We start from the raw sequence: 26,151 nt of genomic DNA on the forward strand, positions 1-26,151 counted from the left end.
TCTCCTATGCCTCCCAACGGTAGCAACTGGCTGTTACTAATCAAGACCCACGTAAATCTGGCAGATCGGGCATTATGCGCGGATCAGGATAGATGGGCGCAGGAGCTGCGATGGACCGTCAACCGCACCGGCTTCGGCGCGCGCCTCTACCGCGACCCGCGCTTTGACCTGGTCCGAGAGGTCGAGGAGGTCGGCCGCCGCTTCTCGGCGTGACCCACCCGTGAAGGCTCCCCGATCGGGGGTACGGGACCGGTGTTAGGGGGGCCGAAAGATGGAAGAGACGACCAGGTCGCGGCGCGCGGGCCGACCCCGGCTGATCCGGTCCGCCGATCTCCTCGACGGGCTCGAACGAACCACCACCCTCGACCGGCCGATCTACAAGATCTCCAAGGCCATATGTCGCAGGCTGGGCACGGGCAGGTTACGCGACACCCTGCACGGAGTCCCCATCGGACACCCACTGCACCCGGCGGGGGCCATGACGACCTTCGGCTGCTGGATGGCCGCCGCCCTGCTGGACTTCTCCAGGGCCGACCCACGGGCATCGCGCATGCTGATCGCCACCGGGCTCGGTACGGCGCTGCCCACCGCCGCGGCCGGGCTCACGGACTGGTCGGCCCTCCACCGGGAGCAGCAGCGCGTCGGCCTGGTACACGCGCTGACCAACATCACGGCGGCCGCGTTGTACACGGGCTCGCTGCTCCTGAGAACGGCCGGGCGGGAGCGGGCCGGACGGGTCCTGGGGTACGCCGGGCTCGGCGCGGCGAGCGCGGGCGGCTACCTCGGCGGCCATCTCTCCTACCGGCAGGGGGCGGGCTCCAACCACGCCCAGCCGGTCAGTCACCTCATGCCGCTCGGCTGGCACGACCTGTGCACGCTCAAGGACCTGCCGAACGGACGGCCGGTCCGGCGACGGCTGGGCTACATCGACCTGTTCGTGCTGCGTCTGGGCGACGGGGTGAGCGTGCTGGCGGACGACTGCTCCCATCTCGCCGGCCCCCTGCACCAGGGCCATGTGACGCCCGACGGAGGCGAACCGTGCGTGGTGTGCCCGTGGCACGGCAGCGTCTTCCGCATCTCGGATGGCTCGGTGGTGCACGGCCCGGCCACCGCACGGCAACCGGCCTTCAAGACCCGCCTGCGTCAGGGTGGCATCGTCCAGATCCGTCCCGCCGAATGACCGGCTTCGCGGCCCGCCCACGACATCGCGACGCAGTCGAACTCTCCGTCCCTGACGCCGGCGGCTCCCTCGCGGGCGGATGTCGGCAGGCTGTCCTAATCTGTGGGGCGTGTCCGAGCGAACCACCTCCGCCGAGTGCGACGCGGTGCTGCACGCGGTCAGTTCGGCCGTGCTGGCGGTGACCCGCCACCTGTCGGTGCGCGAGGTGCTCCAGGTGATCGTTTCTTCGGCGCGGCGGCTCCTCGACGCCTGCTACGCGGCGCTCGGCGTGCCCGACGACGACGGAGCGTTCGGCGAGTTCGTCGCCGACGGGATCTCCGACGCACAGTGGAAGATGATCGGCCCCACTCCCAGGCAGCACGGCATGCTGGGCGCGCTGCTGCGCGAGGGCAGGCCGGTCCGGCTGACGGACATCCGCACGGATTCCAGGTTCGAAGGATGGCCGAAGGCGCATCCCGTCCTCAAGGACTTCCTGGGCGTGCCCATCAAGGACGGCGACCAGGTGCTCGGCATCATCTTCTTGTCCAACAAGAGGACGCCCGGCGGATTCACCTGCGACGACGAGGAACTCCTCGCCATGTTCGCCGCGCACGCCGCCATCGCCATCACCAACGCCCGGCTGTACGAGCGCAGTCGCGAGCTGAGCGTGGTCGAGGAGCGCACCCGGATGGCCCGCGAACTGCACGACGCGGTGAGCCAGAAGCTGTTCTCCCTGCGCCTGACCGCGCGGGCCGCGGCGGCGCTGGCCCGTTCGGACCCCGATCGTGCGGCCAGAGAGATCGACCGGGTGGAGCGGATGGCCGGTGAGGCGCTCGCCGAGCTGCGTGCGGTGATCGTGGAGCTGCGCCCGGCCGAGCTCGACCGTCAGGGCCTCGTCGAGACCCTGCGCGATCAGGTCCGACTGCTCGACCGTCTGCATCCCCCGTCAATCACGTTCACCTTCGAGGGCGAGTCGCCGACCGGCTGCCTGACACCCGAGGTCGATGTCGTCGTGCTGCGGATCGCCCAGGAGGCACTGCACAACGCGGTCCGCCACGCCTACGCGACGTCCATTGCCGTACGGCTCTCGCGCACCGAGGCCGGGCTCGTCCTCGAGGTGCACGACGACGGGCGGGGCTTCGACGAGGAGACCGGGGCCGACGGGGTACGCGGACTCGGGCTGTCGTCCATGCGCGACCGGGCCGAGGCGGTCGGCGGGTCGTTCACGGTGGACTCCGCCATCGGGCGCGGCACCGCCGTACGGCTGGAGGTGTCCGCGTGATCCGCGTGCTGATCGCCGACGATCACCCGATCGTCCGGCAGGGGCTGCGCACCTTCCTGGAGGTTCAGGGGGACCTCACCGTGGTCGGGGAGGCGGCCGACGGCGCGGAGGCCGTCGCGCTGGTGGAGTCGCTCGCGCCCGACGTGCTGCTGCTCGACCTGAAGATGCCGGTGCTCGACGGCCTCGACACGCTCACCCGCCTGGACACGCGGGAGCTGCGAGTGATCGTCCTGACCTCGGCCGACGACCGCGGCGACGTTGCCCTGGCCATGCGCGCGGGCGCCGCCGGCTTCCTCTACAAGGACGTCGACCCCGCCGCCCTCGTGCAGGCGATCCGCGCCGTGCACGGCGGCCAGGTGCTGCTCGCCCCGGAGGCGGCGGCGGCCGTGCTCACCCCGCCCGGAACGACAGGCGTGGCACGGCACGGCCCGGTGCCCGATGGGTCCGCTTCCGATGATCGGGGAGCCGCGCTCACCGAGCGGGAGCGGGAGGTGCTCAAACTGATCGCCGGGGGCCACTCGAACCGGGAGATCGCCCGCGAGCTCGTCGTGGCGGAGAAGACCGTGAAGACCCACGTCTCCAACGTGCTCATGAAACTCGGCGTGCAGGACCGGACCCAGGCCGCCCTCTACGCCGTCCGGCACGGCCTGGGTTAGACCAGCGCATGATGGGCGGCGACGCGGGCGCGCCGTACGACCCGGTCGAGATCGCGCAGGGCCTCGCCGCGGGCGGAGATCTGCCCGGCGGTCAACCCGCGTTCGTCGGCGAGGCGCAGCGCGAGGGCGAGCCGCGCGGCGAGGGCGCCGACGCGGTGGGCCTGCCCGGGATAGCCGGGCGCGAGCGTGCCTTCGGCGTCGTCCCCGCCGTGGAAGGCCGTCGGGAAACCCTGGGCCGGGCCGGTGACGGCGAGCAGCGCTTCGGTGGCCGACCGCATGGCGGCCGTGAGGGCCCGCTCCGCCTCGGCGAGCGACGGCAGGTCGGGGGGTGTGGTGGACGCCTCGTGGACGGTCCAGCGGATCCCGGAGTATGACGAACCGCGCCGGTCCTCGCCCGGCACGAGGCCGAAGCACCGGCCGGGCAGCACGGCGATCGCGGCCTGGCCGGCGTCGATGGCGACGCCGTTGAACGCGGGCGGACCGGTGAGCCCCAGCGGGTCGCCGGGCGCCGGCAGGGCCAGCCGTAACGAGCTCAGCCCTTCGATCCGCCGGTCCATCAGGAACGCGCGGAGCGTGCCCTCGTCCACGCCGCCCGCCGTGTGGGCCGCCACCACTTGGGGCCCGGCGGCGCCTTCCAGCCGGTCCACCACGACGTCCAGTCCGGTATGCCCGGCCAGCCAGGCGTTGCCCCAGGAGACGAGCGTGGCCGAGACCGATGAATCGATGCGCACCCGATCCACGATATGCGCTTCACCTGCCATAGTTTTAGGGCAACGAACCTTGGGAGGGGGGCCACGATGGGCGGTCAGGTGCTTCGGTTTCAGGACGTGGCCGTCCGCAGGGACGGAGCCGTCCTGCTGCGGGGCATCGACTGGAGCGTCCGGGAGGATGAGCGCTGGGTCGTCATCGGCGCCAACGGGGCGGGGAAGACGACCCTGCTGCAGGTGGCCGGGGCGCTGCTCTACCCGTCGGAGGGCTCGGTAGAGGTCCTCGGGGAGCGGCTGGGCCAGACCGACGTGTTCGAGCTGCGGCCCAGGATCGGCCTGGCCAGCGCCGCGCTCGCCGAGCGGATCCCGCCGGATGAGAAGGTCATCGATCTCGTGCTGACCGCGTCGTACGCGATCCTCGGCCGGTGGACCGAGGAGTACGACTCGCACGACGTGACCCGGGCCGTGGAGCTCATCGACCAGTTCGGCTGCGCCCATCTGATCCGCCGCAGGTTCGCCACCCTGTCGGAGGGCGAGCGCAAGCGCGTGCAGATCGCCCGGGCCATGATGCCGGATCCGGAGCTGATGCTGCTCGACGAGCCGGCCGCCGGGCTCGACGTGGGCGGCCGGGAGGATCTGGTGCGTCGCCTGGGCGCGCTGGCCAAGGATCCCAAGTCCCCGACGATGGTGCTGGTCACCCACCACGTCGAGGAGATCCCGGCCGGGTTCACCCATGCGCTGCTGCTCCGGCACGGCTCGGTGGTCGACCAGGGCCCGCTCGAGTCGGTCATGACCGTGGACAACCTGTCCAGGACCTTCGGCGTGCCCCTCTTCCTCGACCGCGGCCGGGAAGGCCGCTGGTACGCCCGCCCCCAGTGATTTCTCGTACGGACGTTTCCCTAGAGTCGGGGGACACCGTATGAGGGAGTAAGCGAGTGACGCCGTTGGAGGCGGTCGCGGTGTTCGCGGCCGGGGTAGGGGCCGGGGGCATCAACGCCGTGGTGGGATCGGGGTCGCTGATCACGTTTCCGACGCTGCTGGCCCTGGGTTACCCGCCGATCGTGGCCAACGTCTCGAACAACATAGGGATGGTGCCGGGCGGCATCACCGGGGTGATGGGCTACCGTCCCGAGCTCAGGGGCCAGCGCGACCGGCTCATCCGGCTGGGGACGGCCTCGGTGCTCGGCTCGCTGATCGGTGGTGTGCTGCTGCTGTGTCTTCCGGAGAAGGCGTTCCAGGTCATCGTGCCGGTGCTCATCGGATTCGCCTGCGTCCTGGTCGTGGCGCAGCCGAGGCTCAGCCGGTGGCTCGTCAAACTCCGCGTGCATCCCCACGGCGGCCCCTGGCTGTGGCTGGGCGTGCTCGGGGCGGGGGCCTACGGCGGCTATTTCGGCGCAGCGCAGGGAGTCGTCCTCATCGGGCTGCTCGGTCTCTTCCTCGACGAGGATCTCCAGCGGATCAACGCGGCGAAGAACCTGCTCTCGCTGCTGGTCAACGCGACCGCCGCGGTCCTGTTCACGCTGATCGCACAGGTGGACTGGTCGGCCGTGCTGATGGTGGCGCTCGGTACGGCCGTGGGCGGGTTCCTCGGCGCGCGGCTGGGCCGCCGGCTTCCCCCGGTGGTCCTGCGCGGCTTCATCGTCGCCGTCGGAGTCGCCGCGATCGTGAAGCTCGTCTCCTGAAGCGGAAATCGCGCGGGCTTCGGACCATCGGCTTAGGGCGATGGACCGAGGGTTGATCAGGTCCACGGGCCGATGCCCGGCGGGCGACCGGTTTCTAGCGTGAGAGCCATGAAACACGCATTGATCACCGGAGCTTCGCGAGGGCTCGGACTCGCGCTCGCCAAGGCGCTCGCCCAGGACGGCTGGTCGCTCCTGCTCACCGCACGGGGCGAGGAGGATCTCTACTCGGCGGCCTTCGATCTCGATGCCCGGGCCATCGCGGGGGACATCGCCGATCCCGCGCACGTGGCCAGGCTGGCGAAGGCCGTACCCGAGCTGGATCTGCTCGTGAACAACGCGAGCGGACTCGGCCCGGTCCCGATGCCGCCGCTCGCCGGTTACCCGCTCGACGCCCTGCGCGATCTGCTGGAGACCAACGTGATCGCCCCGCTCGCGCTGATCCAGGCGACGCTGCCCGCGCTGCGCGAGCGGCGCGGCGCGATCCTGAACATCTCGTCGGACGCGGCCGTCGAGGCGTACGAGGGCTGGGGCGGCTACGGCTCGACCAAGGCGGCGCTCGACCAGATATCCCATGTGCTGGCCGCCGAGGAGCCCGAAGTCGCGGTGTGGTCGGTGGATCCCGGAGAGATGCACACCCGGATGCTCGCCGCTGCGGTCGGGGCCGCCGAGGCCGCGTCGGCCCCGCCGCCGGAGATCGTCGCCCCGGCTCTGCTTCGCCTCGTCGCCGCCCGCCCGGCGAGCGGCCGGTTCACCAGGGAGAGCCTGGAGCGGGAGACGACGGGGCTGGGAGCACCGGCATGAGCGCCGGTTTGAGCAGCGGTTTGAGTAGCGGGCCCGGAATTATCGATTTCGCGCTGACGCCGCCGCTCGAGGCGCATGAACCGCCCGAGGCACGCGGCCTGCGGCGAGACGGGATCCGTCTGCTCGTCTCCCGCCGCGACACCGGGCAGATCACCCATCACGCCTTCACCGATCTGCCCTCCGTCCTGTCGGCCGGCGACCTGCTCGTCGTCAACAACTCGGCGACGCTGCCGGCGGCGGTACGGCTGGACCGGCTCGTCGTGCACTTCTCCACCGAGCTCCCGTCCGGGGAGTGGCTGGTGGAGCTGCGGCGCCGTACGGCCACGGCGACCGAGCCCTACTCCGGGGCCGAGCCGCGGGAGTGGCTGCCCCTGCCCGACGGGGCGATGCTCCATCTGATCGCCAAGGAGACTCCGCGACTGTGGCGGGCGACGCTCGACCGCGACGTGCCGTCGTACCTGGCCGAGCACGGCCGGCCGATCCGGTACGGCTACGTGCCGCGAGACTGGCCGATCGGGGACTACCAGACCGTGTTCGGCGTCGAGGCCGGCAGCGCCGAGATGCCGAGCGCCGGCCGGCCCTTCACAGCCGAACTGGTGACGGCGCTGGTGTCCCGGGGGATCGCGATCGCCCCGGTTACCCTGCACACCGGGGTGGCCTCGCCCGAGAAGGACGAGCCGCCCTACGCGGAACGGTTCTCGGTCTCGCCTCAGACGGCGCGGCTGGTGAACCTCACCAGAGCGAGCGGTGGGCGGGTCATCGCGGTCGGCACGACGGTCGTCCGGGCGTTGGAGTCCGCGGCGGCGCAGTCACCGGACGCCGCGGCGCGGGGGCCCGCGGGGCCCGTTCGGGCCGCCTCCGGATGGACGTCGCACATCGTGACCCCGCAGGGAGGTGTCCGGGTGGTGGACGGCCTGCTCACCGGCCTGCACGAGCCGAGATCGAGCCACCTGCTGATGCTGTCCGCGATCGCGGGGACCGAACTGCTCGCCCGTTCATACGAGACGGCGCTGCGGGAGGAATACCTGTGGCACGAGTTCGGGGACACCCACCTGATCCTTTGACCACGCACGCGGTCGACCCTCAGGACAAGGCCCGGAGGCCTGCCGGTTCGGGAACCTGATGTACGGTCATGAAAGCCCGCACAGTAACCTCAAACAACGTGAACCAGCGTACGCTCCTGATCACGTTGACGGGTCCCGACCGCCCAGGCGTCACCTCCCGGCTGTTCGAGGTACTCACCGCGTTTCCCGTGACCGTCGCCGACGTGGAGCAGGTCGTGATCCGCGGCCGCCTCACGCTCGGTGTGCTGGTCGCCTACGCCGGTGGGCCGCCCACCGGCACCGGTGGCACCATCGGCGGCCTGTGGACGGCCGTCGAGCAGGTGGCCGCCGATCTGGACATGGACCTCGAGATCGCGACCGGCACGGTCTCCAAAGAGAAACGCCGTCGCGGCCGCCTCCACGTCACAGTGCTGGGCGCACCGCTGCTGCCCGCCGCGATGGCCGGGATCACCGGGCGGATAGCCGCGTGCGGCGCCAACATCGACCGGATCGAGCGACTGTCGAGCTATCCCGTGACCTGCATCGAGATGGCGGTCTCCGGGGCGAACCCGCAGGCCATGCGGGTGGCGCTGGCAGCCGAGGCCGCCGCGCAGCAGGTCGACGTCGCCGTGCAGCGCAGCGGCCTGCACCGCCGCGCCAAGCGGCTCATCGTCATGGACGTCGACTCGACGCTCATCCAGAACGAGGTCATCGAACTGCTGGCCAAGCACGCGGGCTGCCTCGACGAGGTGGCTCGGGTGACCGAGGAGGCCATGCGGGGCGAGTTGGACTTCGCCCAGTCGCTGATCAGGCGGGTCGCCCTGCTGGAAGGGCTCTCCGAAGAAGTCTTCGAGAAGGTCGCCAAGGAGCTGGTGCTGACGCCGGGGGCGCGCACGCTGGTGCGGACCCTCAAGCGGCTCGACTACCGGTTCGCGATCGTCAGCGGCGGCTTCACCCAGATCACCGACACCCTGGTGCGGGACCTCGGCATCGACTACTCGGCCGCCAACACGCTGGAGGTCGTCGACGGCAGGCTCACCGGCCGGGTCACCGGCGAGATCGTCGACCGGCCCGGCAAGGCGCGTGCGCTGGAGCGCTTCGCCGCCGAGTCGAACATCCCGCTCAGCCAGACCGTCGCGGTCGGCGACGGGGCCAACGACCTCGACATGCTGGCCGCCGCCGGCCTCGGCATCGCGTTCAACGCCAAACCGGTCGTACGGCAGGCCGCGGACACCGCGCTCAACGTCCCGTACCTCGACTCGATCCTCTACCTGCTCGGCATCTCCCGCGAGGAGGTAGAGGCAGCCGACGCCGAGGACGGCCTGCCGCCCATGCCGGCCTGAAATCCGTCAGGTCGATTTCCCCAGAAAACGCCGAGGTTGGCACATCTCGACCAGGCTTCCCGTACCGAACCCGGCCTCGGCCCACGACCCGGGGAGCCGGACCACGGCGACGGCCCCGGGCGGAAAGCCGTCGCCCGCCGTGCCGGTGAGGCCCAGCACGAGCTGGTGCACACCCGGGTTGTGCCCGACCAGGACGAGCGTGTGCACGTCCGGGTCGGTACGGCACAGCAGTTCCAGCAGTTCCTCCGGGTACGCCTCGTAGATCTCCCGTTCGATCTCGACGGGCGCGTCGAGATCGAGCAGTTCGGCGGTCCGCCGCGTGCGCACCGCCGGCGAGCAGACCACCAGCTCCGGATTCAGGCGCCCGATGAGCTCCCCCGCCTCGCGGGCGTCGTGCTCGCCCCCCTCGGTGAGCGGGCGCTCCCGGTCCGGCAGCCCGGGCACGTGACCCGCTTCGGCGTGCCGTACCACGACGAGCGTCCTCATCGTCCCGCCACCGGCCCGGCTCATCCGGCCGCCCAAATCGCGAGGCCGACTATCAACGCGAACATCACCGCCATGCTCAGCAGGATCAGCGCCAGGGTCCGCGCGCCACTCGGCTTGTCCATAGCGATCCAGTGTATGAAGAAGGTCCCCCGCTCCCGGAGCGGGGGACCTTCACATCATGAGCTCGCGTCAGCTCGCGACGGCCGCCGAGGCGCGCTTCTCGCTGTCGCCCTCACCGGAGGGGGCGATGCCGCCGGAGCGCCGCTTGGAGACGACGACCGCGCCCACCACGATCGCCACCGCGACGACGGTCGCGCCCACGCGGAGCGCGACATTGTCGGCGTAGGCGACGACGGCCGGGGCGATCAGCAGCGCGACCAGGTTCATGACCTTGATCAGCGGGTTGATCGCCGGGCCCGCGGTGTCCTTGAACGGGTCGCCGACGGTGTCGCCGATCACCGTGGCGGCGTGGGCCTCCGAGCCCTTGCCGCCGTGGTGACCGTCCTCGACGAGCTTCTTGGCGTTGTCCCAGGCGCCACCGGAGTTGGCCAGGAAGACCGCCATCAGCGTGCCGGCCGCGATGGCGCCGGCGAGGAAGGCGCCCAGCGGGGCGTACCCGAGCGCGAAGCCGACCGCGATGGGCGTCAGCACCGCGAGGAGACCGGGCGTGGCCAGCTCGCGCAGCGAGTCACGCGTGCAGATGTCGACCACCCGGCCGTAGTCGGGCAGCTCGCTGCCGTCCATGATCCCGGGCTTGGTCCGGAACTGCTCGCGCACCTCGTAGACCACCCGGCCGGCGGCGCGGCCGACCGCGCTGATCGCCAGGCCCGAGAACAGGAACACCACCGCCGCGCCGATGACGAGGCCGACCAGCACGTTCGGCGCGTCCACCGACAGACTGAAGTCCGCGAACGAGCCGAGCACGTCCTTGACGCCCTGCGTCGCCCGCCCGAGCTCACCCTCGACCGCGGTGCGGAACGCACCGAACAGGGCGGTGGCGGCCAGCACGGCCGTGGCGATCGCGATGCCCTTGGTGATGGCCTTGGTGGTGTTGCCCACCGCGTCCAGCGAGTTGAGCACGCGGGCGCCCTCGCCCTCGACGTCGCCGGACATCTCGGCGATGCCCTGGGCGTTGTCCGCGACCGGGCCGAAGGTGTCCATCGACACGATGACGCCGACCGTGGTCAGCAGGCCGGTGCCGGCGAGCGCGACCGCGAACAGGGCCAGGGTGACGTTGCCGAAGCCCAGCAGGAACGCGCCGTAGACCGCGCCGCCGATCAGCAGCGCCGAGTAGACCGCGGACTCGAGGCCGACCGAGATGCCGGACAGGATGACGGTCGCGGGACCGGTGAGGGAGCTCTCGCCGATCTCCTTCACCGGACGGCGGTTCGTCTCGGTGAAGTAGCCGGTGAGGATCTGGATCGCGCTGGCCAGAACCAGGCCGATGAGCACCGCGCCGATCGCGATCAGGCGCGGGTCGGAGGTGACCGCCGCGATCTCGCTGCTGACACCGCTCAGTTCGGCGAAGCTCGCCGGCAGGTAGGTGAACGCGGCCACCGCCACCAGCACGGCCGAGATCGCCGCCGAGATGAAGAAGCCGCGGTTGATCGCGGACATGCCGGAGCGGTCGCGGCTGCGCGGTGCGGTGGTGAAGATCCCGATGATCGCGGTGATGACACCGATCATCGGGACGATCAGCGGGAAGACCAGGCCCTCGGTGCCGAAGGCCGCCTTGCCGAGGATCAGGCTCGCGACGAGCATGACGGCGTACGACTCGAACAGGTCGGCCGCCATGCCGGCGCAGTCACCCACGTTGTCGCCCACGTTGTCGGCGATGGTGGCCGCGTTGCGCGGGTCGTCCTCGGGGATGCCCTGCTCGACCTTGCCGACCAGGTCGGCGCCCACGTCGGCGGCCTTGGTGAAGATGCCGCCGCCGACCCGCATGAACATCGCGAGCAGCGCGGCGCCGAAGCCGAATCCTTCCAGCACCCTCGGCGCGTCACCCTTGTACACGAGCACGACGATGGCCGCGCCCAGCAGGCCCAGGCCGACCGTGAACATGCCCGCGACGCCGCCGGTGCGGAACGCGATCCGCATCGCGACCTTCTCGCCGGACTCCCGGGCCGCGGATGCGACCCGGACGTTGCCCCGGACCGCGAGCCACATGCCGATGAAGCCGGTCAGCGCGGAGAACACCGCGCCGACGACGAAGAAGACCGAGCGGCCGATCCGCTCGCCGGTCGACTCTGCGGGCAGCAGCAACAGCAGCAGCGGGATGACGACGACGAACAGGCCGAGCGTGCGGAACTGGCGCGTGAGATAGGCCGCCGCTCCCTCCTGTACGGCTCGCGCGATGTTCTGCATGCGTTCGGTGCCCTGTCCGGCGGCGAGCACCTCCCGGACAAGGCCACCGGCGACGGCCAGCGCGAGCAGGGCCACCGCGGCGACCACGACGACCAGTGTGAGATGAGATCCGTTAAGAGCCACCGCTGCGCCTTCGCGAGCGGCTTGGTAGGCAGACATCCGTCCTCCTCGGCCAGACGGGGTTCGGTTCCTGCCCGGAGGCGCCCTGACGATCTTGTCTGGCCTTCGCGGCGCGCATCCGGGTGGTTGGCAGTGCCGCTTCCGGTTGCATCCGCAATACCTTGGCCGGTGCGGGGAGTCTACGCAGCAGCGCCGCGGATATGAAGGCCTCCGAGCACGGTAATCGCCACCTCGGCCAGTAATGAGACAACATTTGACGGGTTTTGCCGTCTTCTTGACCAAGTTCGTCAGGGCGGCAGGCTTCATCGGGCCGTATGGCATGGACAACCGGAAATGGCGTTTTCGGTCGTCCTGAATTTACCCGGGCATGCCGCAACCGGGTGCCGCACGGAGGCGGCACCCGGACTCCCGGTCAGGCGGTGGCGGCGGCTCCGTTGGAGGACGCCGGCCAGCTCATCCGAATGCACATGCCCTTGGGCCCGGGAAGCACCTCGACGTCGTCGGCGAGTCCCGCGATGACCGCGAGCCCGAGACCGGCCATCTCAGGCATGGGATTGCCGTTCGCCGCGAGGACACGGGGTGTCACGTCGTCGCTCGGGGCGACGTCGGTGACGGTCACCTCGAAACGCCCCTCGTCATCGCGTAACTCGATGCGCACGGGCTCGTCCGGGCAGTGGAGACGATGCGCCTCCACTGCCCTCGAGCACGCCTCTCCGACGGCGAGCCGCACCTCGTCCAGGATCTCCTCCGCCACCCCGGTGCGTCTGGCGATCGCCGTGGCGACCAGCCGTGCCGTACGCACGTGGGCGGGCAGGGCGCTGAACGTCAGCTCGACGGTGGCCATGTCGCAGGCTCCCGCGCCGTCACTTGTCCCGGCCGTGCATTTCCTTGGCCTCATCCACCGAGGAGTAGATCCCGAAGACCTTGGTCAGTCCGGTGATCCGGAAGATCTTCAGGATGCGCTCCTGCGTGCAGACGAGCTCCAGCGAACCGTCGTGCGCCCTCACCCGCTTGAGCCCGCCGACCAGCACCCCGAGGCCGGTCGAGTCGAGGAAGTCCACCTTCTCCATGTTGACGAGCAGGTGGAAGTTGCCCTTGTTGACCAGGTCGATCAGCAGCTCACGCAGTCTCGGCGCGGTGTAGACGTCTATCTCACCCTCGACGTCGACGATGGTGAGATTGTCCTCGGAATGGTGGTCCAACTTCAGATCCACAGATCCTCCAGCGCCTTACGTGCGTTCGTCTCGATGTGGTCGTGCATCCTGGTGGTTCCAGGACTCACGACACCGATGCGCGGCATTCAACCACGCCCCGACTCCGTGTCTATACGAAATCACGACTCCCGGGCGACTCTCCCCAGAGATGCCAAACTGGAAACCAGTGACTCCGACTTCTTCCTATACCCAGCGAACAGGCTCACTTCTCACCCGCTTGCTCGCGGTTTCCGCGCGCCGGCAACGGGTCACTCATGTGGAGCATGTCCCCCCACGTCAGGCAGGTCAAGTCCGATGGCCGGACTGGGTGCCGGAACCCCTGGTGACGCGCCTGCGGGACCAGGGCGTCCCGGGGTTGTGGGAGCACCAGTCGGCCACCGCCGAGCACGTCCACTGTGGCCGAAACGTGATCCTCGCGACGGGTACGGCCTCCGGAAAGACCCTGGCCTATCTGGTCCCCGCGGTCACGGAGATCTGCGGCGGCGGCACCGTGCTCTATCTGACCCCCACCAAGGCGCTCGCCGCCGACCAACTCAGGACCGTCCGGGGGCTGCGGATGTCCGAGGTGAGGGCCGCGACCTTCGACGGGGACACCCCGGCGGAGGAGCGGCGATGGGTCCGTCAGAACGCCAATTATGTCCTGACCAATCCGGACATGCTGCATCGTTCTATGCTGCCGCGGCACCAGTCCTGGTCCTCGTTCTGGCGGCGGCTGCGACTCGTCGTCGTGGACGAGTGCCACGGGTACCGAGGCGTCTTCGGCTCACATGTCGCCCAGATCCTGCGCCGGCTCCGGCGGGTCTGCGCCAAGTACGGCTCGAGCCCGGTGTTCCTGCTGGCGTCGGCCACCGCGAGCGACCCGGCGGTGGCGGGAACACGCCTCACCGGCCTTGAAATGGCCGAGGTGACGACGGACGCCTCCCCGCGCGGTTCGACCACGTTCGCCCTCTGGGAGCCGCCCCTGACCGACCTGCAGGGTGAAGGGGGCGCACCCGTGCGCCGTACGGCCACCGCCGAGGCCGCCGACCTCCTGACGGACCTGGTGATCGACGACGTCCGCACGCTCGTCTTCGTACGGTCGCGGCGCGCCGCCGAGAACGTCGCGCTCACCACCCGGCGGAACCTGGAGGAGGTCGACCCGAGCATGACCGGCGACCGGGTGGCGGCCTATCGGGCGGGCTACCTGGCAGAGGACCGCCGCGCGCTCGAGAAGGCGCTGCGCTCCGGCGCGCTGACCGGGCTGGCGACCACCAACGCGTTGGAACTCGGGGTGGACGTGTCGGGGCTCGACGCCGTCCTCATCGCCGGATGGCCCGGCACCCGAGCCTCGCTCTGGCAGCAGGCCGGACGCGCGGGGCGGGCCGGGCAGGACGCGCTGGCCGTGCTGATCGCCCGCGACGACCCGCTGGACACCTACATCGTCCACCACCCCGAGGCGCTGTTCGGCCGGCCCGTCGAGGCGATCGTCCTCGACCCGGACAACCCGTACGTGCTGGCGCCGCACCTGTGCGCAGCCGCCGCCGAGATCCCGCTGACGACCGCCGACCTGGACATCTTCGGGCCGTCGACCGCAGAGGTGCTCGACGAGTTGGTCGACCGGGGGCTGCTGCGCAGACGGGCCAACGGCTGGTTCTGGACCAGCCGGGAGCGCGCCACCGACCTCGCCGACATCCGGGGATCGGGTGGCTCCCCGGTCCAGGTCGTGGAGACCGCCACGGGGCGGCTGCTGGGCAGCGTGGACGAACCCTCGGCCCACACGATGGTGCACGCGGGCGCGGTGTACCTGCACCAGAGCGAGACCTTCGTGGTCGACATGCTCGATCTCGACGCCGGAGTGGCGCTGGTCTCGGCCGCCGAGCCGGACTACTCGACCTTCGCCCGGGACGTGACCGAAATCCGGGTGATCGAGTCGATGAGGTCCCGGCCCTTCGGGCCCGGCGAGCTGCACTTCGGCTCGGTGGAGGTCACCCGGCAGGTGGTCTCGTACCTGAAACGGCGCACGCAGAGCGGGGAGGTCCTCGGCGAGGAGCCCCTCGACCTGCCGCCGCGCACGCTCCGCACGCGGGCCGTCTGGTGGACGCTGCCGAACTCCGCGCTCGCCGTCGTCGGCTCAGGCGGGAAACCGATCGACCTCGGGGGCAGCGCCCACGCGGCCGAGCACGCCGCCATCGGTCTGCTGCCGCTGTTCGCGACCTGCGACCGGTGGGACATCGGCGGGGTCTCCACCGAGATGCATCCCGACACCGGACTGCTCACGGTATTCGTCTACGACGGTCATGACGGCGGAGCCGGCTTCGCCGAACGTGGTTACACGCGGGCTTCCGAGTGGCTCACCGCTACCAGGGACGCGATCGCCTCCTGCGAGTGCGATCACGGCTGCCCGTCCTGCATCCAATCTCCGAAGTGCGGAAACGGCAACGAACCGCTCGACAAGACCGGGGCCGTCCGCCTTCTCGACGTGTTACTCGGGGACGCCTCCGGCCAGGCGAGCTGAAACAGGATCGGAAGCCCCGTCAGGGGGCGCGGCGACGGCCCGGGTCCGCGGGATCACCGCCCTCCTCGTCCGTCGTCCAGTAGTCGGGCTCCGGCTGTCTGGGCCTTTGCTCCAGGACATCGCCGCGCAGGACGTAGGGCCGGGGCAGCAGTTGATCGGCCTGGGGGGCGCTGTTCGACAGCACGACCCTGTCCGGAGGGCTGTCCTTGGAGACGGCGAGAATGACGGCGGGACGGCGCTGCCCGGCTGGCCCCTGCTGCCTCCCGGGACCCTGCTGACCGGCCCCGCCGGGAGGAGCGGCCGTCGCCGCGCCCTCACTCGACGCCTGCGCGGTTCCCGGACCTCCGGCGCCCGCCGGGGCGCCGGAGACGGCGGCGGCGCGCCTGCGGTGAAACCACGCACCCATGTGCCCGCCGATGAGAAGCAGGGCGACCGCCAATGCGATGTAGACCCAGTAGCCGACCCCGCCGAGCGGTGAGGCGGGGGACTGAGCGCTCGCGGCGGACAGGTCCGTCTCTCGCGGGGCCGGCTCCTCCCTCGGCGCCACTTCGGGTTCGCTCCGGTTGCCGCCGCTCTTGCGCGCTTCGGGGAGTTTGAGGTCAGTCGTGGGTCTTTCGGGCGGTTTTAGCACCGACCGTGAAGGCACCGACCGTGAAGGCACAGCCTGCGAAGGCACAGACGCGGGAAGGCGCGGGGCCGAGGAACGATGCACGCTCGTGTTCCCACGCGGTGCTCGGGTCTCCCCCTGCCCTTGCCGCCCCTGCGCTTGCTGCCCCTGCGCTTGCTGCCCCTGCGCTTGCCGCCCCTGCGCTTGGGCACTCGCCTTGTCGCCGAGCCTCGACAACGGAGACGAAGGCGGAGACGGCTGGGCCGCGGGCACGCTCACGAAAGCCGTCGCCGAGCGTGATGACTCGATGGTGCCGCCCCTGCCGTCGGAACGGAGTGCCCGGACGGACACATCGACGTTCCGGCCGGCCGCCTTGGCGGTCAGCGGCAGGGTGGCTTGGCAGGTGGAGCCCGCGCACGCGGCCTCCGCGCCGACCGAGCCCGCCCTACCCGCCTCCTTCGAGGTCACCTCGTAGGTCGTCAGGTCAGGCTCGTTCCCCTTGGTCCACGTCACCATGATCGTGGTTCGGCCCTCAAGCCGGGCCTCGACTCCCGACGGGTCCTCAGGTGGACGGCTGAGCGTGAACGTCGAGGTTTTGTAGGTCCTCTTTGTGATCTCTCCGGCCAGCGTCACCGTGAACACTCCGTTCGGAGCGTTCCCGGGATCGAAGGAACCGGTGATCGTCTTGTTGCCGCCCGCTGAGCCGATCTTCTGGCGAGGGACCGATGGCCCCTCGACGTAGAGGGCCATCCTGACCTGGTACCAGTCGGTCTTCGCCGAAACGGTCACGGGCCCGGCCGAGCCGATGACCTCACCGTCGGCCGGAGACAGGATCTCGCCGTCTTTGGCGCTCGCCGGTGCGGCGCCGACGATGAGAGCGGACGCCACCACGAGCGGCACGAACACTGTCGCGGCGGCCAGCCTGCGAACCGTGGTCACGGCGCACCCCTTCCTGCAGAGCCGCCGGCCCTCCGCCCGAAGGAGTGCGTACGGCCACGGGCGAACCCTAGTCCAGCGGTCCACTCTTGACGCGATGTCCAAGGAGTCGTGATTTTATTGCGATACATCACGCTTCCACGCTGACCGGGCCCGCTCTCGCGATCCCGATCGCCGTACGGCTCCCGGTGAGCGGGAGGGCGAACTCCACGACGACCGCGACGTCAGCCGTCGCGCCGGACAACGAACAGGACCTCAGCCGGGCACCGTTGGCCATCGCGATCGTCCGTGCCCGTTCACAGGCTTGGCCCGGTGCGGCGAGCGCCCAGGACGCAGCGGCGAGCGCGCTGAGATCGGCCGTGCTCTGCGCCCGATGCCGGGCGACGCGGGCCGTCCCTATCTGGACGACGACCAGCGCCGCCACCCAGATGATCGCCATGATCCCGACGGCCCAGACCGTCGCCGACCCCCGCTCGGCGCGAGGCCTCCTCGCGCATTCCCTCATGGGAAAACCCCGATCTCGGTGGCCGACACGGCCGAGGCCGTCACCTCTATGGAGGGAGCCGCCGACTTCCACAGTGGCCGGACGGAGACCGAGACGTCGACTCGGGTCACCTCCGGTCCCGGCACGACCACGACCCGGGATCCCGCCGGAGCCGACCGAAGCACCGTCTCCCGCACGGCGTTCAAGGCCTCGCCACGGGCAGCGGCCCGGGCACCCGCCCGGGCCGCGTCCACGCACCGCAGGCGGGCGTCCACCACCGTGACCGCCCAGAGCACGGCGGCGAGCACCAGCACGAGCGCCGGCAGCGCGACCGCCGTCTCCGCCGTCACCGACCCACGTTCCCGTGGCCCCGCCCTGAGCACGTCCCTCACCTTCCGCGGCATCATCCGGCCAGCTTGAGCGCCTTCTGGACGAGCGCGGACAACATCGACCTGACCTCTCCGCTGCTGAGGACCTTCCACAGGAGGGCGGCGAAGCCGCATGCGGCGATCGTCCCCACCGCGTACTCCGCGGTCGACATGCCGGCCTCGGCCCTCGTCCGGGCGATCAGCGCCGCCCGTAGCGCGGCCGCCCGGACGCGACCCCACACCGAGCGGCCCCGCCGCCGAAGCCACGACTCGGCTCCGGTCCGAGACACGGGCGGCGGCGCCGTCGGCTCGGCTGTCCACTTGACCATCGATCCTCCCGAAGGCTCCGGGGCGGCTCATCCACCCCGCCGAACCCCAGGTTGCGGGACCGCGGCTTCCACTGGAGCAGGCGAACCCCACTCTGTGGATAACTGGCACTGTGTGGATAACTTCCTCGGCAAGACTGGCTGTGCGCACGACAGACGCAGGATTTCCACAGCTGTGGATGAAGTTGTCCACAACCACTGAAATATTGATCACGGTAGCAAGACCTGGGCGGCCAGGCCCGCGACCACGGGAACGATCCCCAGGAACACGAAGGCCGGCAGGAAGCACAGTCCGAGAGGCGCCACGGCCTGAACGCCCACCCTTCTGGCCGTCGCACAGGATGCCGCCCGCGCCGCCTGACGCGCCTCGTCCGCGAGTCGGAGCAGCACGTCCGCGACGGGTGCGCCGCCCTGCGTCGATCGGATCATCGTCCGCGCGAGGGAGGCGAGCGGTGGCTCGGACGCCAGAACGGCCCAGGCCGTTTCGGAATCAGCCCCGAGCCGCACCTGTGCTCCCGTCCACGCCAGACGTTCTCCCAGCGGGCCGCCGACGGCCTCGGCAGCGGTCTCGATGGCACCGCTCAACGGCTGGCCTGCCCGCAGACAGGCGACCATCAGGTCAGCCGCGAAGGGAAGGTCTTCGGCCATGCGCTCGTGGCGGCGGCGCGACTCGACCGGCTCCCGCCAGTGCATGACGGCGAGCACCACGCAGGCGAGCACTCCGCCCACGACCGCGCCGGCGATCCCACCCACGATGAGGAAGCCGACGAGCCCCACAGGCATGGCGAGCATCAGCCTCGCCTTACGGGTGCCCGCCGCCGTCAGCGTTGTGGCCGCCGCACCGGCACCCGCGGCGGACGTCATCACGTGAAGCCGATCGGCAGGAGAGCGTGGCGACGGCCAGGCCCAGACGGCGAGTCCGATGAGAACGGCCGCCGAGACGGTCATCATGGCCATCTTCGCCCCATTCGCGGCCTTCGATCGGCCAGTCTGTCCGGCACGCCCGCGCTCATCCCGTTCCCCCTGATGTCCGGCCCCCTCCGGGGGATCCGGTCCCTTCCGCCCGGGCCACCAGGCGATGCGTCCACCAGACGCCGGCCGCGTCGAGCACCAGCCCGACGAGCAGGCAGGCGAACCCGGCCGGGCCGCCCAGCAGGAAGGACAACGGGCTCATCCCGAGGGCGGCGCCCATGAGCAGGCCGAGCACGGGCAGCGCCGCCAGCAGCCGGGCGGTCGCACGAGGTCCCGCGAGCTGGGCCGCCAGGTCCAGCCGGTGCGCTTCGGCGTCACGGAGCGACACGGCCACCCGCTCGATGAGCGTCGCCAGGCCACCCCCCACCATCACACTCACCCGCCAGCAGGCTGCGAGCCGTACCAGCCCCTCCCCGCCACGGGCCGGCGCGACACGCAGCAGGGCGGCGGCGACGTCGCCGCCGTCCCGAGCCACCACGGCGACCGGCGCCAGAACCGCCGGATCGGGTGGGCTGACCGCGGCGACGGCCCGGGCGAGCGCGTCTCCGGGAGTGCGGCCGGCCGCGAGCTCGGCCACGACGCCCTGACACAACTCGATGGATGTCGCCCGCCACGCGACGGCACGCGCCGCTCCGGCCGGTCGCCGTCTCCACCGCATCCACGTCGTCCACGGCCGCCCAGGCGATCCGTCGCTCGACAGCATGAGCAGACGGGCGGCCCTGGTCCGGCCGGTGTCGGGACCGGCCCACACCCAGGCGGCGATTCCCGCGGCCAGCACGGCTATCAGGTGCATATCCCCTCCATCTGAGGACACCGGGCCCTGAGTGCGGCGAAGGCGGCTCCGGGCACGGTGCCGCCGTCGGCGGCGAAGGTGAGTGCGGGCACCGCCGCCACCAGACCCGACGGCTCCCGCTCCAGAAGGCAGATCTCCGCCACGCGACGCGGGCCGCCCGGGAGCCGGACGAGGTGCACGACCGCGTCGAGGGCCGCCGCGATCTGACTGTGCACCGCCTCTCGGGTCAGTCCGGCCGCACATGCGAGGGCCTCGAGCCTGGCCGGCACGTCGGCCGCGTTGTTGGCGTGCAGCGTGCCGCATCCGCCCTCGTGGCCCGTGTTCAGCGCGCTCAACAATTCGATCACTTCACACCCGCGCACCTCCCCCACGACGAGACGGTCGGGACGCATGCGCAGGGCCTGCCGTACGAGATCACGAAGGTCGACGCCGCCCGCGCCCTCCAGGTTGGGCGGCCGGGCTTCCAGGCGCACGACGTGGGGATGTCCGGGGTTGAGCTCGGCGGAGTCCTCGACCAGCAGCAGCCGCTCGCCGTGACCGGCCCGCGAGAGCATCGCGGACAGGAGCGTCGTCTTCCCCGTGCCCGTTCCGCCCGTGACGAGGAAGGCGAGCCGCGCCGTCATGATGGCGGTGAGCACGGCCGCTCCGACGCCCGGCACGAGCTCCTCGATCTCGAACGTGCGCCGGGGCGGCAGACGCAGTGACAGGCAGGTGCCCTCCGGGGCGATCGGCGGGAGCACGGCATGCAGCCGCACGCCACCCGCCAGTCGCGCGTCCACGTAGGGACACGCGTCGTCCAGGCGCCGTCCGGCCGCGGCCGCCAGACGTTGGGCGAGCCGCCGCACCTCATCGTCACCGGAGAAGGTCACCGCGGTCCTGCGCAGGCCGTGGCCGTCATCGATCCACACCTCGGCGGGCCCGTTCACCAGCACGTCGGTCACGCCCGGCTCGGCCAGGAGTCCTTCGAGCGGGCCGGCGCCGATCAGGTCGGCACGTAGGGTCCGCGCGATGGCCAGAACTTCAGCGTCGCCGAGGACCGCCCGCTCGGCGCGCAGTGCCGCGGCCACCTGCGCCGCCGTGGGCGGGGCCCCGGCGAGCGAGAGCCGTACCCGCACGGCCTCAACCAGTTCCGCCGGAACCGGCTGAACCGGCTGAACCGGCTGAACCGGCTGAACGGGGCGTCCGGAACGTGTGGCGGGGCTGGCCGGGGTGTCGGAAGGCCGGGTCACGCCGCATCCACCAACCCGGCCAGCAGATCGGAGCAGAACCGGCCGAGCGGAGCGCGGCCGAGCGGAGGCGGATCACCACGATCGAGGGTCGCCACCAGGCCGCGGATCTCGGGAAGGACCCCCACGCAGGGAGCGTCGAGGGACGTGGAGATCACCTCGGGGTCGATGCCGCCCGGACGCACAACGGCGCGCAGCTCGCCCGTGTGACGCCGGAGCAGGGCGGCGGTCTGCGCGGCCGAGAGCACCCCCCTGAGATCGGCATGCACCACGACCAGCGTCACGGCGGCCCTGGCCAGGGCCTCGGCCGCACCATCGTCCACGTGGCGGGGCAGATCGACGATCACGAGGTCGCATCCGCGCCGCGCGGCGTCGAGGACGGCCCGCATCGCCTCGCGGGGCACCCGCTCCGGCTCGCCGCGATGCCACGACAGCACGGTCAGCTCGCCGAACGTGGGCAGCGCGTCCTGGAGAGCGGCGAAGCTGACCCTCCCCTCCCGGCCGGCGATGTCCGGCCATCTGGCGCCCAGTGCCTCCTCTTGGCCGAGAATGACGTCGATGCCGCCGCCCAGCGGATCGGCGTCGACCAGCAGTGTGCGTAGACCGCCGCGCGAGGCGGTCAGCGCGAGCGAGGCCGCCAGCACCGTGGCGCCGGCGCCGCCCCTCCCGCCGGCGACGCAGACGACCAGGCCCGCTTTGATCGCGGGTTCGGCCACCTCGCCCAGTTCCTCGACCAGCAACCGTTCCGCCTGTGGCAACTCGAGCACGGTCTGCGCCCCCACGGCGACACACCGGCGCCACATGTCGGGGTCGGCCGCTGCTCTCGTGACGAGGACGACGTTCTGCCGGGGAGGGGGGCCGGTGGCGGCCAGGTCCTCGGCGACGTCACCGCCCACAACCACAAGCGGAGCGCGATTCCAGTACGGCCTGGCCCGCGTCGGGGCCTGGGCCACGTCGAACTCCACACCCGCGGCCGCTCCGATGCGCAGCAGGTCGTCGAGGAGTTCCCGGTCACCGGTGATGGCCAAGGGCCGCGGCTGCATCGTGCCTCCCTGTCTTGTCGTGGAAGACCACCTTGCGAGACCGCGTCCTCTGCGAGGCCGGCCGAATCAGGTTCTGTGGATAAAGTCACCCGGCCGCCGTACTGCAAGATCACGGACGCCGAGTGCGCAGGTCAGCCGCACAGCGTGCGAGTTTCTGCAAGATCACGAAAGGTGTCGCGGCTGGTCGGCACGGCACCCTGCGAGAATTTGCAAGATCACGTCCAAGGGAGGGGCGTGGGCGCGGGGAATTACGGACAGGGCGGAGGCCACGGGGATGAGGAGGCTTCATTTCCGGGGCCGAGAACGCCGGGAAGGGGGCCCGGAACGCCGGGAACACCGGGAACACGCCGGAAAAGGGGCGACCCCCGCCGGGGGGGAGGGCGGGGGTCGCCGACTGGCCCGGCTCTGGGGGGGTAGAGCCGGCCCTTACCGGAAGAAGCTTCAAGAGCAGGTCAAGTGTGATAAGAGCCCGATCATCTGCGACCCATGCACAATCTCCCGGAAGCAGGGACACACCGTATGTTGCCTGACACACGTGGAGTTAGTCGAGTATCCAGCAAAATCTGAGCAAGATTTTTGCCCTGAGTCAGACCATCTGTCGACGGAGAGTCACGGTGAACGGGAGGGGGAGCTGGGACCCCGAGTGATGGAGATCCACCATATCGGTCATGTCCTATTTGCCGTCATCAACTCCCCTTAACCAGGTCATTAAGGGAACAAAACCGACAATTCGGGAAGTCCGATCACTTCGTTAATGGTCTTGGTCCGAGGGCTTTCCAACTCGAGGAAACGGACGTAGAAAGGGATTACGGACTCACGAGTCCGCGTACGACCCACCGGGTACCCACGCGCGACCAGCCGCGGGAGGCGTGCCGAGACGGGCTTGACCCGATCCGGCAAATCAAAGGTGCACGCTTGGTAACCCGGGAGGACGTGCAGAGGACGGCGTTCCACTCCGGGACGCCGTCCACTTTTTGTGAGCCTGCCTCACCGCGACAGGGCCTCGCAGATGGCGGTCGTCTCCCGGGCGCCGGCGACCACCGCCTCGGCGCAGTGCCTGACCCAAACGCCCACGCCGTCGGCCGTTCCCTTGAGATAGGCCCGCAGTCCCTCCGCGTACGCGTCACCGAGCTCGAGATGGCCCACCTCCACCGCGATGAGCGACTTGGGGTCGAGCCCGTGCTCCACCAACGTCAGGCGACCGGCCCCCCGGGCGACGAGCCCGTCCGCGACCCCGAACGGCCGCAGCACGACGAGCTCGGCGTGGACGACCGCGGCCAGGACGAGAGCCGGGGCCTTCGTCGTGCCCGACAGCAGCCCGGCCAGCGCGGACATCCGTACCGCGGTCTCCTCCGGAGCGGGGGCGGGGCCGAGCCCGAGCGGGTCGGCGGAGGTCGGCTCGTTCCTCGGCCGGCCGGGGTCGGCCATCAGGCCCGCCGCGGCGAGGGTGTGCAACCTGGCCAGGATCTGACGGGGCGCCGACCGCCACGTCGCGCCGAGCCGCCCCAGCTCGGCGGACACCCGCAGCGCGCCCTGGGACACCGGGTCGGCCGCCTCGCCGAGCCGCAGCGCCTCCAGCGGCACATCGACGCCTTCGAGCGCCGCGGAGGCCCTGGCCCCCCGCAGGGCCGACTCCGCCGACACCTCGGGGCTTCGCCTCCGCAGCGCACGGTGCCGGTAGAGGCGGTCGGCCGCCTCACGGGCCTGCTGTACGGCCTCGGGCACTCCAGGCAGTTCGGCTATGGCAGCCAGCGGGTCGCTCACAGGCAACGACCATACCGACCGGTAGAAAGTCGTTCGGCGAGGAGGTCCGGCCGTTGAGCGCACAAGAGGGGGCCTGGCCTGCTCTTCATCACCAAATGTCACTATGTTCCACCACATAGCACCAGTTGCGCCGATCGCGAGGGGAGGCGCCCGCTTACTTGTACTTGACGCCCCTGGCCTGGTGAAGTGGGAAACTACATACCCCAGCTTGGCCGAGGCGGCCGAACGGATGACAACCCATGAGAAGCGGTAAGGAGCACGGAGTGGCCACCGAGACCCCCGGCCAGGAATCCCAGCAGACCTTGTCGAACCTGATGAGCGAGACTCGGCGGTTCGCACCCCCGGCAGACCTGGCGGCGTCCGCGAACGTCACGGCGGAGACCTTCGAGGAGGCCGGCCGGGACAGCCTCGCCTTCTGGGAGAGCACCGCGGACCGGTTGACCTGGGCCCGGCGCTGGGACACCACGCTCGAGTGGAACGCCCCCTTCGCCAAGTGGTTCGTGGGCGGCGAGCTGAACGTCGCGTACAACTGCGTCGACCGTCACGTCGAGGCCGGGCTGGGCGACCGGGTCGCCTACTACTGGGAGGGCGAGCCCGAGGGCGACAGCCGTACGATCACGTACGCCGACCTGCAGAAGGAGGTCTCCAGGGCGGCGAACGCTCTCGAGGAACTGGGCGTGCGCAAGGGCGACCGGGTCGCCGTCTACCTCCCGATGATCCCCGAGCTGCCGATCACGCTGCTCGCCTGCGCGCGCATCGGCGCGATCCACTCCGTGGTGTTCGGCGGGTTCTCCTCGGCCGCGCTGAAGAGCCGCATCCACGACGCCGACGCCAAGGTCGTCATCACGGCCGACGGGGGCTACCGGCGCGGCAAGCCCAGCGCGCTCAAGCCGACCGTGGACGAGGCGCTGGAGGAGTGCCCGGGCGTCGAGCACGTCGTCGTCGTCCGCAGGACCGGTCAGGACATCGCGGTGAACGACCGGGACATCTGGTGGCACGACATCGTCGACCGCCAGTCCGCCGAGCACGAGCCGGTGCCGCACGGCGCCGAGGACCCGCTCTACATCCTCTACACGAGCGGCACGACCGGACGGCCCAAGGGCATCCTGCACACCACCGGCGGCTACCTCGCCCAGACCGCCTGGACGCACCACGCGGTCTTCGACCTCAAGCCGGAGACCGACATCTACTGGTGCACGGCCGACATCGGCTGGGTGACCGGGCACTCCTACATCGTGTACGGCCCGCTCGCCAACGGCGCGACAAGCGTGATCTACGAGGGCACTCCCGACACCCCGCACAAGGGCCGGTTCTGGGAGATCGTGCAGAAGTACAAGGTCACGATCCTCTACACCGCCCCGACGGCGATCCGGACGTTCATGAAGTGGGGCGACGACATCCCCGCGAAGTTCGACATGTCGTCCCTCCGGGTGCTCGGCTCGGTCGGCGAGCCCATCAACCCCGAGGCGTACGTCTGGTACCGCGAGAACATCGGCGGCAGCCGCTGCCCGGTGGTCGACACCTGGTGGCAGACCGAGACGGGCGCCATCATGATCAGCCCGATGCCCGGGGTCACCGCGGCCAAGCCGGGCGCCGCGATGCGGCCGCTCCCCGGCATCAGCGCCGACGTCGTCGACGACCAGGGCAACTCGGTCCCCGACGGCGGCGGCGGCTTCCTCGTGGTCCGCGAGCCCTGGCCGGCCATGCTCCGCACGATCTGGGGCGACGACCAGCGCTACATCGACACCTACTGGTCCAGGTTCGACGGGATGTACTTCCCGGGCGACGGCGCCAAGCGCGACGAGGACGGCGACCTGTGGCTGCTGGGCCGGGTCGATGACGTGATGCTGGTCTCCGGCCACAACATCTCGACCACCGAGGTCGAAAGCGCGCTCGTCAGCCACCCCAAGGTGGCCGAGGCCGCGGTCGTGGGCGCGACCGACCCGGTCACCGGGCAGGCCATCGTGGCGTTCGTGATCCTGCGCGGGAGCGTGGAGGAGAGCGACGACATCGCCACCGATCTGCGCAACCATGTCGCCAAGACGCTCGGCCCGATCGCCAAGCCGCGCCAGATCATGGTCGTACCCGAGCTGCCCAAGACCCGCTCGGGCAAGATCATGCGCCGGCTGCTGCGTGACGTGGCGGAGAACCGCTCGCTGGGCGACGTCACCACGCTGACCGACGACTCGGTGATGAGGCTGATCTCCGAGAAGATGCCGGCCGCCAAGAGCGAGGACTGAGGCACCACCGGGACGCGGGGCCTCCGGCGGACGCCGGGGGC

At 70.7% G+C, this 26,151-nt stretch carries 25 protein-coding genes; 11 read left to right on the forward strand and 14 right to left on the reverse strand.

Features of this window, described 5'->3' with window-relative positions:
• Nucleotides 1–6: 6 nt before the first annotated feature.
• The 4 genes from Mth01_RS12395 (at nucleotide 7) to Mth01_RS12410 (ending at nucleotide 3,097) form a co-directional block, all read left to right on the forward strand.
• Nucleotides 7–213, forward strand: a complete 207-nt coding sequence (locus Mth01_RS12395; RefSeq protein WP_204015962.1) for a hypothetical protein — start codon at nucleotides 7–9, stop codon at nucleotides 211–213.
• A gap of 58 nt (nucleotides 214–271) precedes the next feature.
• A complete protein-coding gene (locus Mth01_RS12400; protein WP_204015963.1) occupies nucleotides 272–1,180 on the forward strand; it encodes a Rieske 2Fe-2S domain-containing protein in 909 nt (302 codons plus the stop codon).
• A 109-nt stretch (nucleotides 1,181–1,289) separates the two neighbouring features.
• Nucleotides 1,290–2,441: a GAF domain-containing sensor histidine kinase gene (locus tag Mth01_RS12405; protein ID WP_239089608.1), complete on the forward strand. Its 1,152-nt coding sequence runs from the start codon at nucleotides 1,290–1,292 to the stop codon at nucleotides 2,439–2,441.
• Complete coding sequence (locus Mth01_RS12410; protein WP_204015965.1) at nucleotides 2,438–3,097, forward strand: response regulator; 660 nt, start codon at nucleotides 2,438–2,440, stop codon at nucleotides 3,095–3,097. The genes Mth01_RS12405 and Mth01_RS12410 overlap by 4 nt, the downstream gene beginning before the upstream one ends.
• On the opposite strand, the gene Mth01_RS12415 is transcribed toward Mth01_RS12410, so the two are convergent.
• Nucleotides 3,094–3,828, reverse strand: coding sequence for a hypothetical protein (locus Mth01_RS12415; protein WP_239089609.1), 735 nt, complete (start codon nucleotides 3,826–3,828; stop codon nucleotides 3,094–3,096). The genes Mth01_RS12410 and Mth01_RS12415 overlap by 4 nt on opposite strands.
• Nucleotides 3,829–3,894: 66 nt before the next feature.
• On the opposite strand from Mth01_RS12415, the gene Mth01_RS12420 reads away from it, so the two are divergent.
• The 5 genes from Mth01_RS12420 (at nucleotide 3,895) to serB (ending at nucleotide 8,673) form a co-directional block, all read left to right on the forward strand.
• Complete coding sequence (locus Mth01_RS12420; RefSeq protein WP_204015967.1) at nucleotides 3,895–4,683, forward strand: ABC transporter ATP-binding protein; 789 nt, start codon at nucleotides 3,895–3,897, stop codon at nucleotides 4,681–4,683.
• A gap of 56 nt (nucleotides 4,684–4,739) precedes the next feature.
• Nucleotides 4,740–5,486, forward strand: a complete 747-nt coding sequence (locus Mth01_RS12425) for a sulfite exporter TauE/SafE family protein (RefSeq protein WP_204015968.1) — start codon at nucleotides 4,740–4,742, stop codon at nucleotides 5,484–5,486.
• Between the two features lie 108 nt (nucleotides 5,487–5,594).
• Nucleotides 5,595–6,287 (forward strand): SDR family NAD(P)-dependent oxidoreductase, encoded by a 693-nt coding sequence (locus Mth01_RS12430; RefSeq protein ID WP_239089610.1) that lies wholly within the window; start codon nucleotides 5,595–5,597, stop codon nucleotides 6,285–6,287.
• Nucleotides 6,284–7,351 carry an S-adenosylmethionine:tRNA ribosyltransferase-isomerase gene (locus Mth01_RS12435; protein ID WP_204015970.1) on the forward strand — a complete coding sequence of 356 codons (1,068 nt, stop codon included), beginning with the start codon at nucleotides 6,284–6,286 and terminating at the stop codon, nucleotides 7,349–7,351. Before Mth01_RS12430 ends, Mth01_RS12435 begins: the two co-directional genes overlap by 4 nt.
• Before the next feature lie 98 nt (nucleotides 7,352–7,449).
• Nucleotides 7,450–8,673, forward strand: a complete 1,224-nt coding sequence (serB, locus tag Mth01_RS12440) for a phosphoserine phosphatase SerB (protein ID WP_239089611.1) — start codon at nucleotides 7,450–7,452, stop codon at nucleotides 8,671–8,673.
• A gap of 6 nt (nucleotides 8,674–8,679) precedes the next feature.
• On the opposite strand, the gene Mth01_RS12445 is transcribed toward serB, so the two are convergent.
• From Mth01_RS12445 to Mth01_RS12460, 4 genes are all read right to left on the reverse strand, one after another.
• A complete protein-coding gene (locus Mth01_RS12445) occupies nucleotides 8,680–9,159 on the reverse strand; it encodes a SixA phosphatase family protein (protein ID WP_239089612.1) in 480 nt (159 codons plus the stop codon).
• Nucleotides 9,160–9,348: 189 nt separating this feature from the next.
• Entirely contained in the window at nucleotides 9,349–11,682 is a 2,334-nt protein-coding gene (locus tag Mth01_RS12450) for a sodium-translocating pyrophosphatase (RefSeq protein ID WP_204015972.1), read from the reverse strand.
• A 373-nt stretch (nucleotides 11,683–12,055) separates the two neighbouring features.
• The gene (locus Mth01_RS12455) at nucleotides 12,056–12,487 is read right to left on the reverse strand and encodes an ATP-binding protein (protein ID WP_204015973.1); all 432 of its coding nucleotides are present in this window, start codon (nucleotides 12,485–12,487) and stop codon (nucleotides 12,056–12,058) included.
• Between the two features lie 19 nt (nucleotides 12,488–12,506).
• Entirely contained in the window at nucleotides 12,507–12,857 is a 351-nt protein-coding gene (locus Mth01_RS12460) for an STAS domain-containing protein (RefSeq protein ID WP_055479003.1), read from the reverse strand.
• Nucleotides 12,858–13,005: 148 nt separating this feature from the next.
• On the opposite strand from Mth01_RS12460, the gene Mth01_RS12465 reads away from it, so the two are divergent.
• On the forward strand, nucleotides 13,006–15,351 hold the full coding sequence (locus Mth01_RS12465) for a DEAD/DEAH box helicase (RefSeq protein WP_204015974.1): 2,346 nt from the start codon (nucleotides 13,006–13,008) through the stop codon (nucleotides 15,349–15,351).
• 19 nt (nucleotides 15,352–15,370) lie between these two features.
• Here Mth01_RS12465 and Mth01_RS12470 read toward each other — a convergent pair whose 3' ends face one another.
• From Mth01_RS12470 to Mth01_RS12510, 9 genes are all read right to left on the reverse strand, one after another.
• On the reverse strand, nucleotides 15,371–16,897 hold the full coding sequence (locus Mth01_RS12470) for a hypothetical protein (protein WP_204015975.1): 1,527 nt from the start codon (nucleotides 16,895–16,897) through the stop codon (nucleotides 15,371–15,373).
• Between the two features lie 127 nt (nucleotides 16,898–17,024).
• Nucleotides 17,025–17,399, reverse strand: coding sequence for an Rv3654c family TadE-like protein (locus Mth01_RS12475; RefSeq protein ID WP_204015976.1), 375 nt, complete (start codon nucleotides 17,397–17,399; stop codon nucleotides 17,025–17,027).
• On the reverse strand, nucleotides 17,396–17,728 hold the full coding sequence (locus Mth01_RS12480; RefSeq protein WP_239089613.1) for a TadE family type IV pilus minor pilin: 333 nt from the start codon (nucleotides 17,726–17,728) through the stop codon (nucleotides 17,396–17,398). Before Mth01_RS12480 ends, Mth01_RS12475 begins: the two co-directional genes overlap by 4 nt.
• Before the next feature lie 53 nt (nucleotides 17,729–17,781).
• Nucleotides 17,782–18,075: a DUF4244 domain-containing protein gene (locus tag Mth01_RS12485; protein ID WP_204015977.1), complete on the reverse strand. Its 294-nt coding sequence runs from the start codon at nucleotides 18,073–18,075 to the stop codon at nucleotides 17,782–17,784.
• 207 nt (nucleotides 18,076–18,282) lie between these two features.
• Entirely contained in the window at nucleotides 18,283–19,029 is a 747-nt protein-coding gene (locus tag Mth01_RS12490) for a type II secretion system F family protein (RefSeq protein WP_239089614.1), read from the reverse strand.
• 52 nt (nucleotides 19,030–19,081) lie between these two features.
• Nucleotides 19,082–19,837 (reverse strand): type II secretion system F family protein, encoded by a 756-nt coding sequence (locus Mth01_RS12495; RefSeq protein WP_204015978.1) that lies wholly within the window; start codon nucleotides 19,835–19,837, stop codon nucleotides 19,082–19,084.
• Nucleotides 19,828–20,964, reverse strand: a complete 1,137-nt coding sequence (locus Mth01_RS12500) for a TadA family conjugal transfer-associated ATPase (RefSeq protein ID WP_239089617.1) — start codon at nucleotides 20,962–20,964, stop codon at nucleotides 19,828–19,830. Before Mth01_RS12500 ends, Mth01_RS12495 begins: the two co-directional genes overlap by 10 nt.
• Before the next feature lie 98 nt (nucleotides 20,965–21,062).
• Complete coding sequence (gene ssd, locus Mth01_RS12505) at nucleotides 21,063–22,106, reverse strand: septum site-determining protein Ssd (protein ID WP_204015979.1); 1,044 nt, start codon at nucleotides 22,104–22,106, stop codon at nucleotides 21,063–21,065.
• 987 nt (nucleotides 22,107–23,093) lie between these two features.
• On the reverse strand, nucleotides 23,094–23,870 hold the full coding sequence (locus Mth01_RS12510) for a Fic family protein (protein WP_204015980.1): 777 nt from the start codon (nucleotides 23,868–23,870) through the stop codon (nucleotides 23,094–23,096).
• Between the two features lie 239 nt (nucleotides 23,871–24,109).
• On the opposite strand from Mth01_RS12510, the gene acs reads away from it, so the two are divergent.
• Entirely contained in the window at nucleotides 24,110–26,110 is a 2,001-nt protein-coding gene (acs, locus tag Mth01_RS12515; protein WP_204015981.1) for an acetate--CoA ligase, read from the forward strand.
• Nucleotides 26,111–26,151 lie beyond the last annotated feature (41 nt).

This window comes from Sphaerimonospora thailandensis, from assembly GCF_016863115.1.
GTDB lineage: Bacteria > Actinomycetota > Actinomycetes > Streptosporangiales > Streptosporangiaceae > Sphaerimonospora > Sphaerimonospora cavernae.

What these genes read in the sequence shown, in the direction of transcription:
- Mth01_RS12495 (WP_204015978.1), bottom strand. Translation starts at nt 19,837, where the DNA reads ATGCACCTGATAGCCGTGCTGGCCGCGGGAATCGCCGCCTGGGTGTGG.
- ssd (WP_204015979.1), bottom strand. Translation starts at nt 22,106, where the DNA reads ATGCAGCCGCGGCCCTTGGCCATCACCGGTGACCGGGAACTCCTCGAC.
- Mth01_RS12420 (WP_204015967.1), top strand. Translation starts at nt 3,895, where the DNA reads ATGGGCGGTCAGGTGCTTCGGTTTCAGGACGTGGCCGTCCGCAGGGAC.
- Mth01_RS12490 (WP_239089614.1), bottom strand. Translation starts at nt 19,029, where the DNA reads ATGGCCATGATGACCGTCTCGGCGGCCGTTCTCATCGGACTCGCCGTC.
- Mth01_RS12435 (WP_204015970.1), top strand. Translation starts at nt 6,284, where the DNA reads ATGAGCGCCGGTTTGAGCAGCGGTTTGAGTAGCGGGCCCGGAATTATC.
- Mth01_RS12430 (WP_239089610.1), top strand. Translation starts at nt 5,595, where the DNA reads ATGAAACACGCATTGATCACCGGAGCTTCGCGAGGGCTCGGACTCGCG.
- Mth01_RS12395 (WP_204015962.1), top strand. Translation starts at nt 7, where the DNA reads ATGCCTCCCAACGGTAGCAACTGGCTGTTACTAATCAAGACCCACGTA.
- Mth01_RS12400 (WP_204015963.1), top strand. Translation starts at nt 272, where the DNA reads ATGGAAGAGACGACCAGGTCGCGGCGCGCGGGCCGACCCCGGCTGATC.
- Mth01_RS12455 (WP_204015973.1), bottom strand. Translation starts at nt 12,487, where the DNA reads ATGGCCACCGTCGAGCTGACGTTCAGCGCCCTGCCCGCCCACGTGCGT.
- acs (WP_204015981.1), top strand. Translation starts at nt 24,110, where the DNA reads ATGAGAAGCGGTAAGGAGCACGGAGTGGCCACCGAGACCCCCGGCCAG.
- Mth01_RS12450 (WP_204015972.1), bottom strand. Translation starts at nt 11,682, where the DNA reads ATGTCTGCCTACCAAGCCGCTCGCGAAGGCGCAGCGGTGGCTCTTAAC.
- Mth01_RS12445 (WP_239089612.1), bottom strand. Translation starts at nt 9,159, where the DNA reads ATGAGGACGCTCGTCGTGGTACGGCACGCCGAAGCGGGTCACGTGCCC.
- Mth01_RS12475 (WP_204015976.1), bottom strand. Translation starts at nt 17,399, where the DNA reads ATGAGGGAATGCGCGAGGAGGCCTCGCGCCGAGCGGGGGTCGGCGACG.
- Mth01_RS12465 (WP_204015974.1), top strand. Translation starts at nt 13,006, where the DNA reads ATGCCAAACTGGAAACCAGTGACTCCGACTTCTTCCTATACCCAGCGA.
- Mth01_RS12485 (WP_204015977.1), bottom strand. Translation starts at nt 18,075, where the DNA reads ATGGTCAAGTGGACAGCCGAGCCGACGGCGCCGCCGCCCGTGTCTCGG.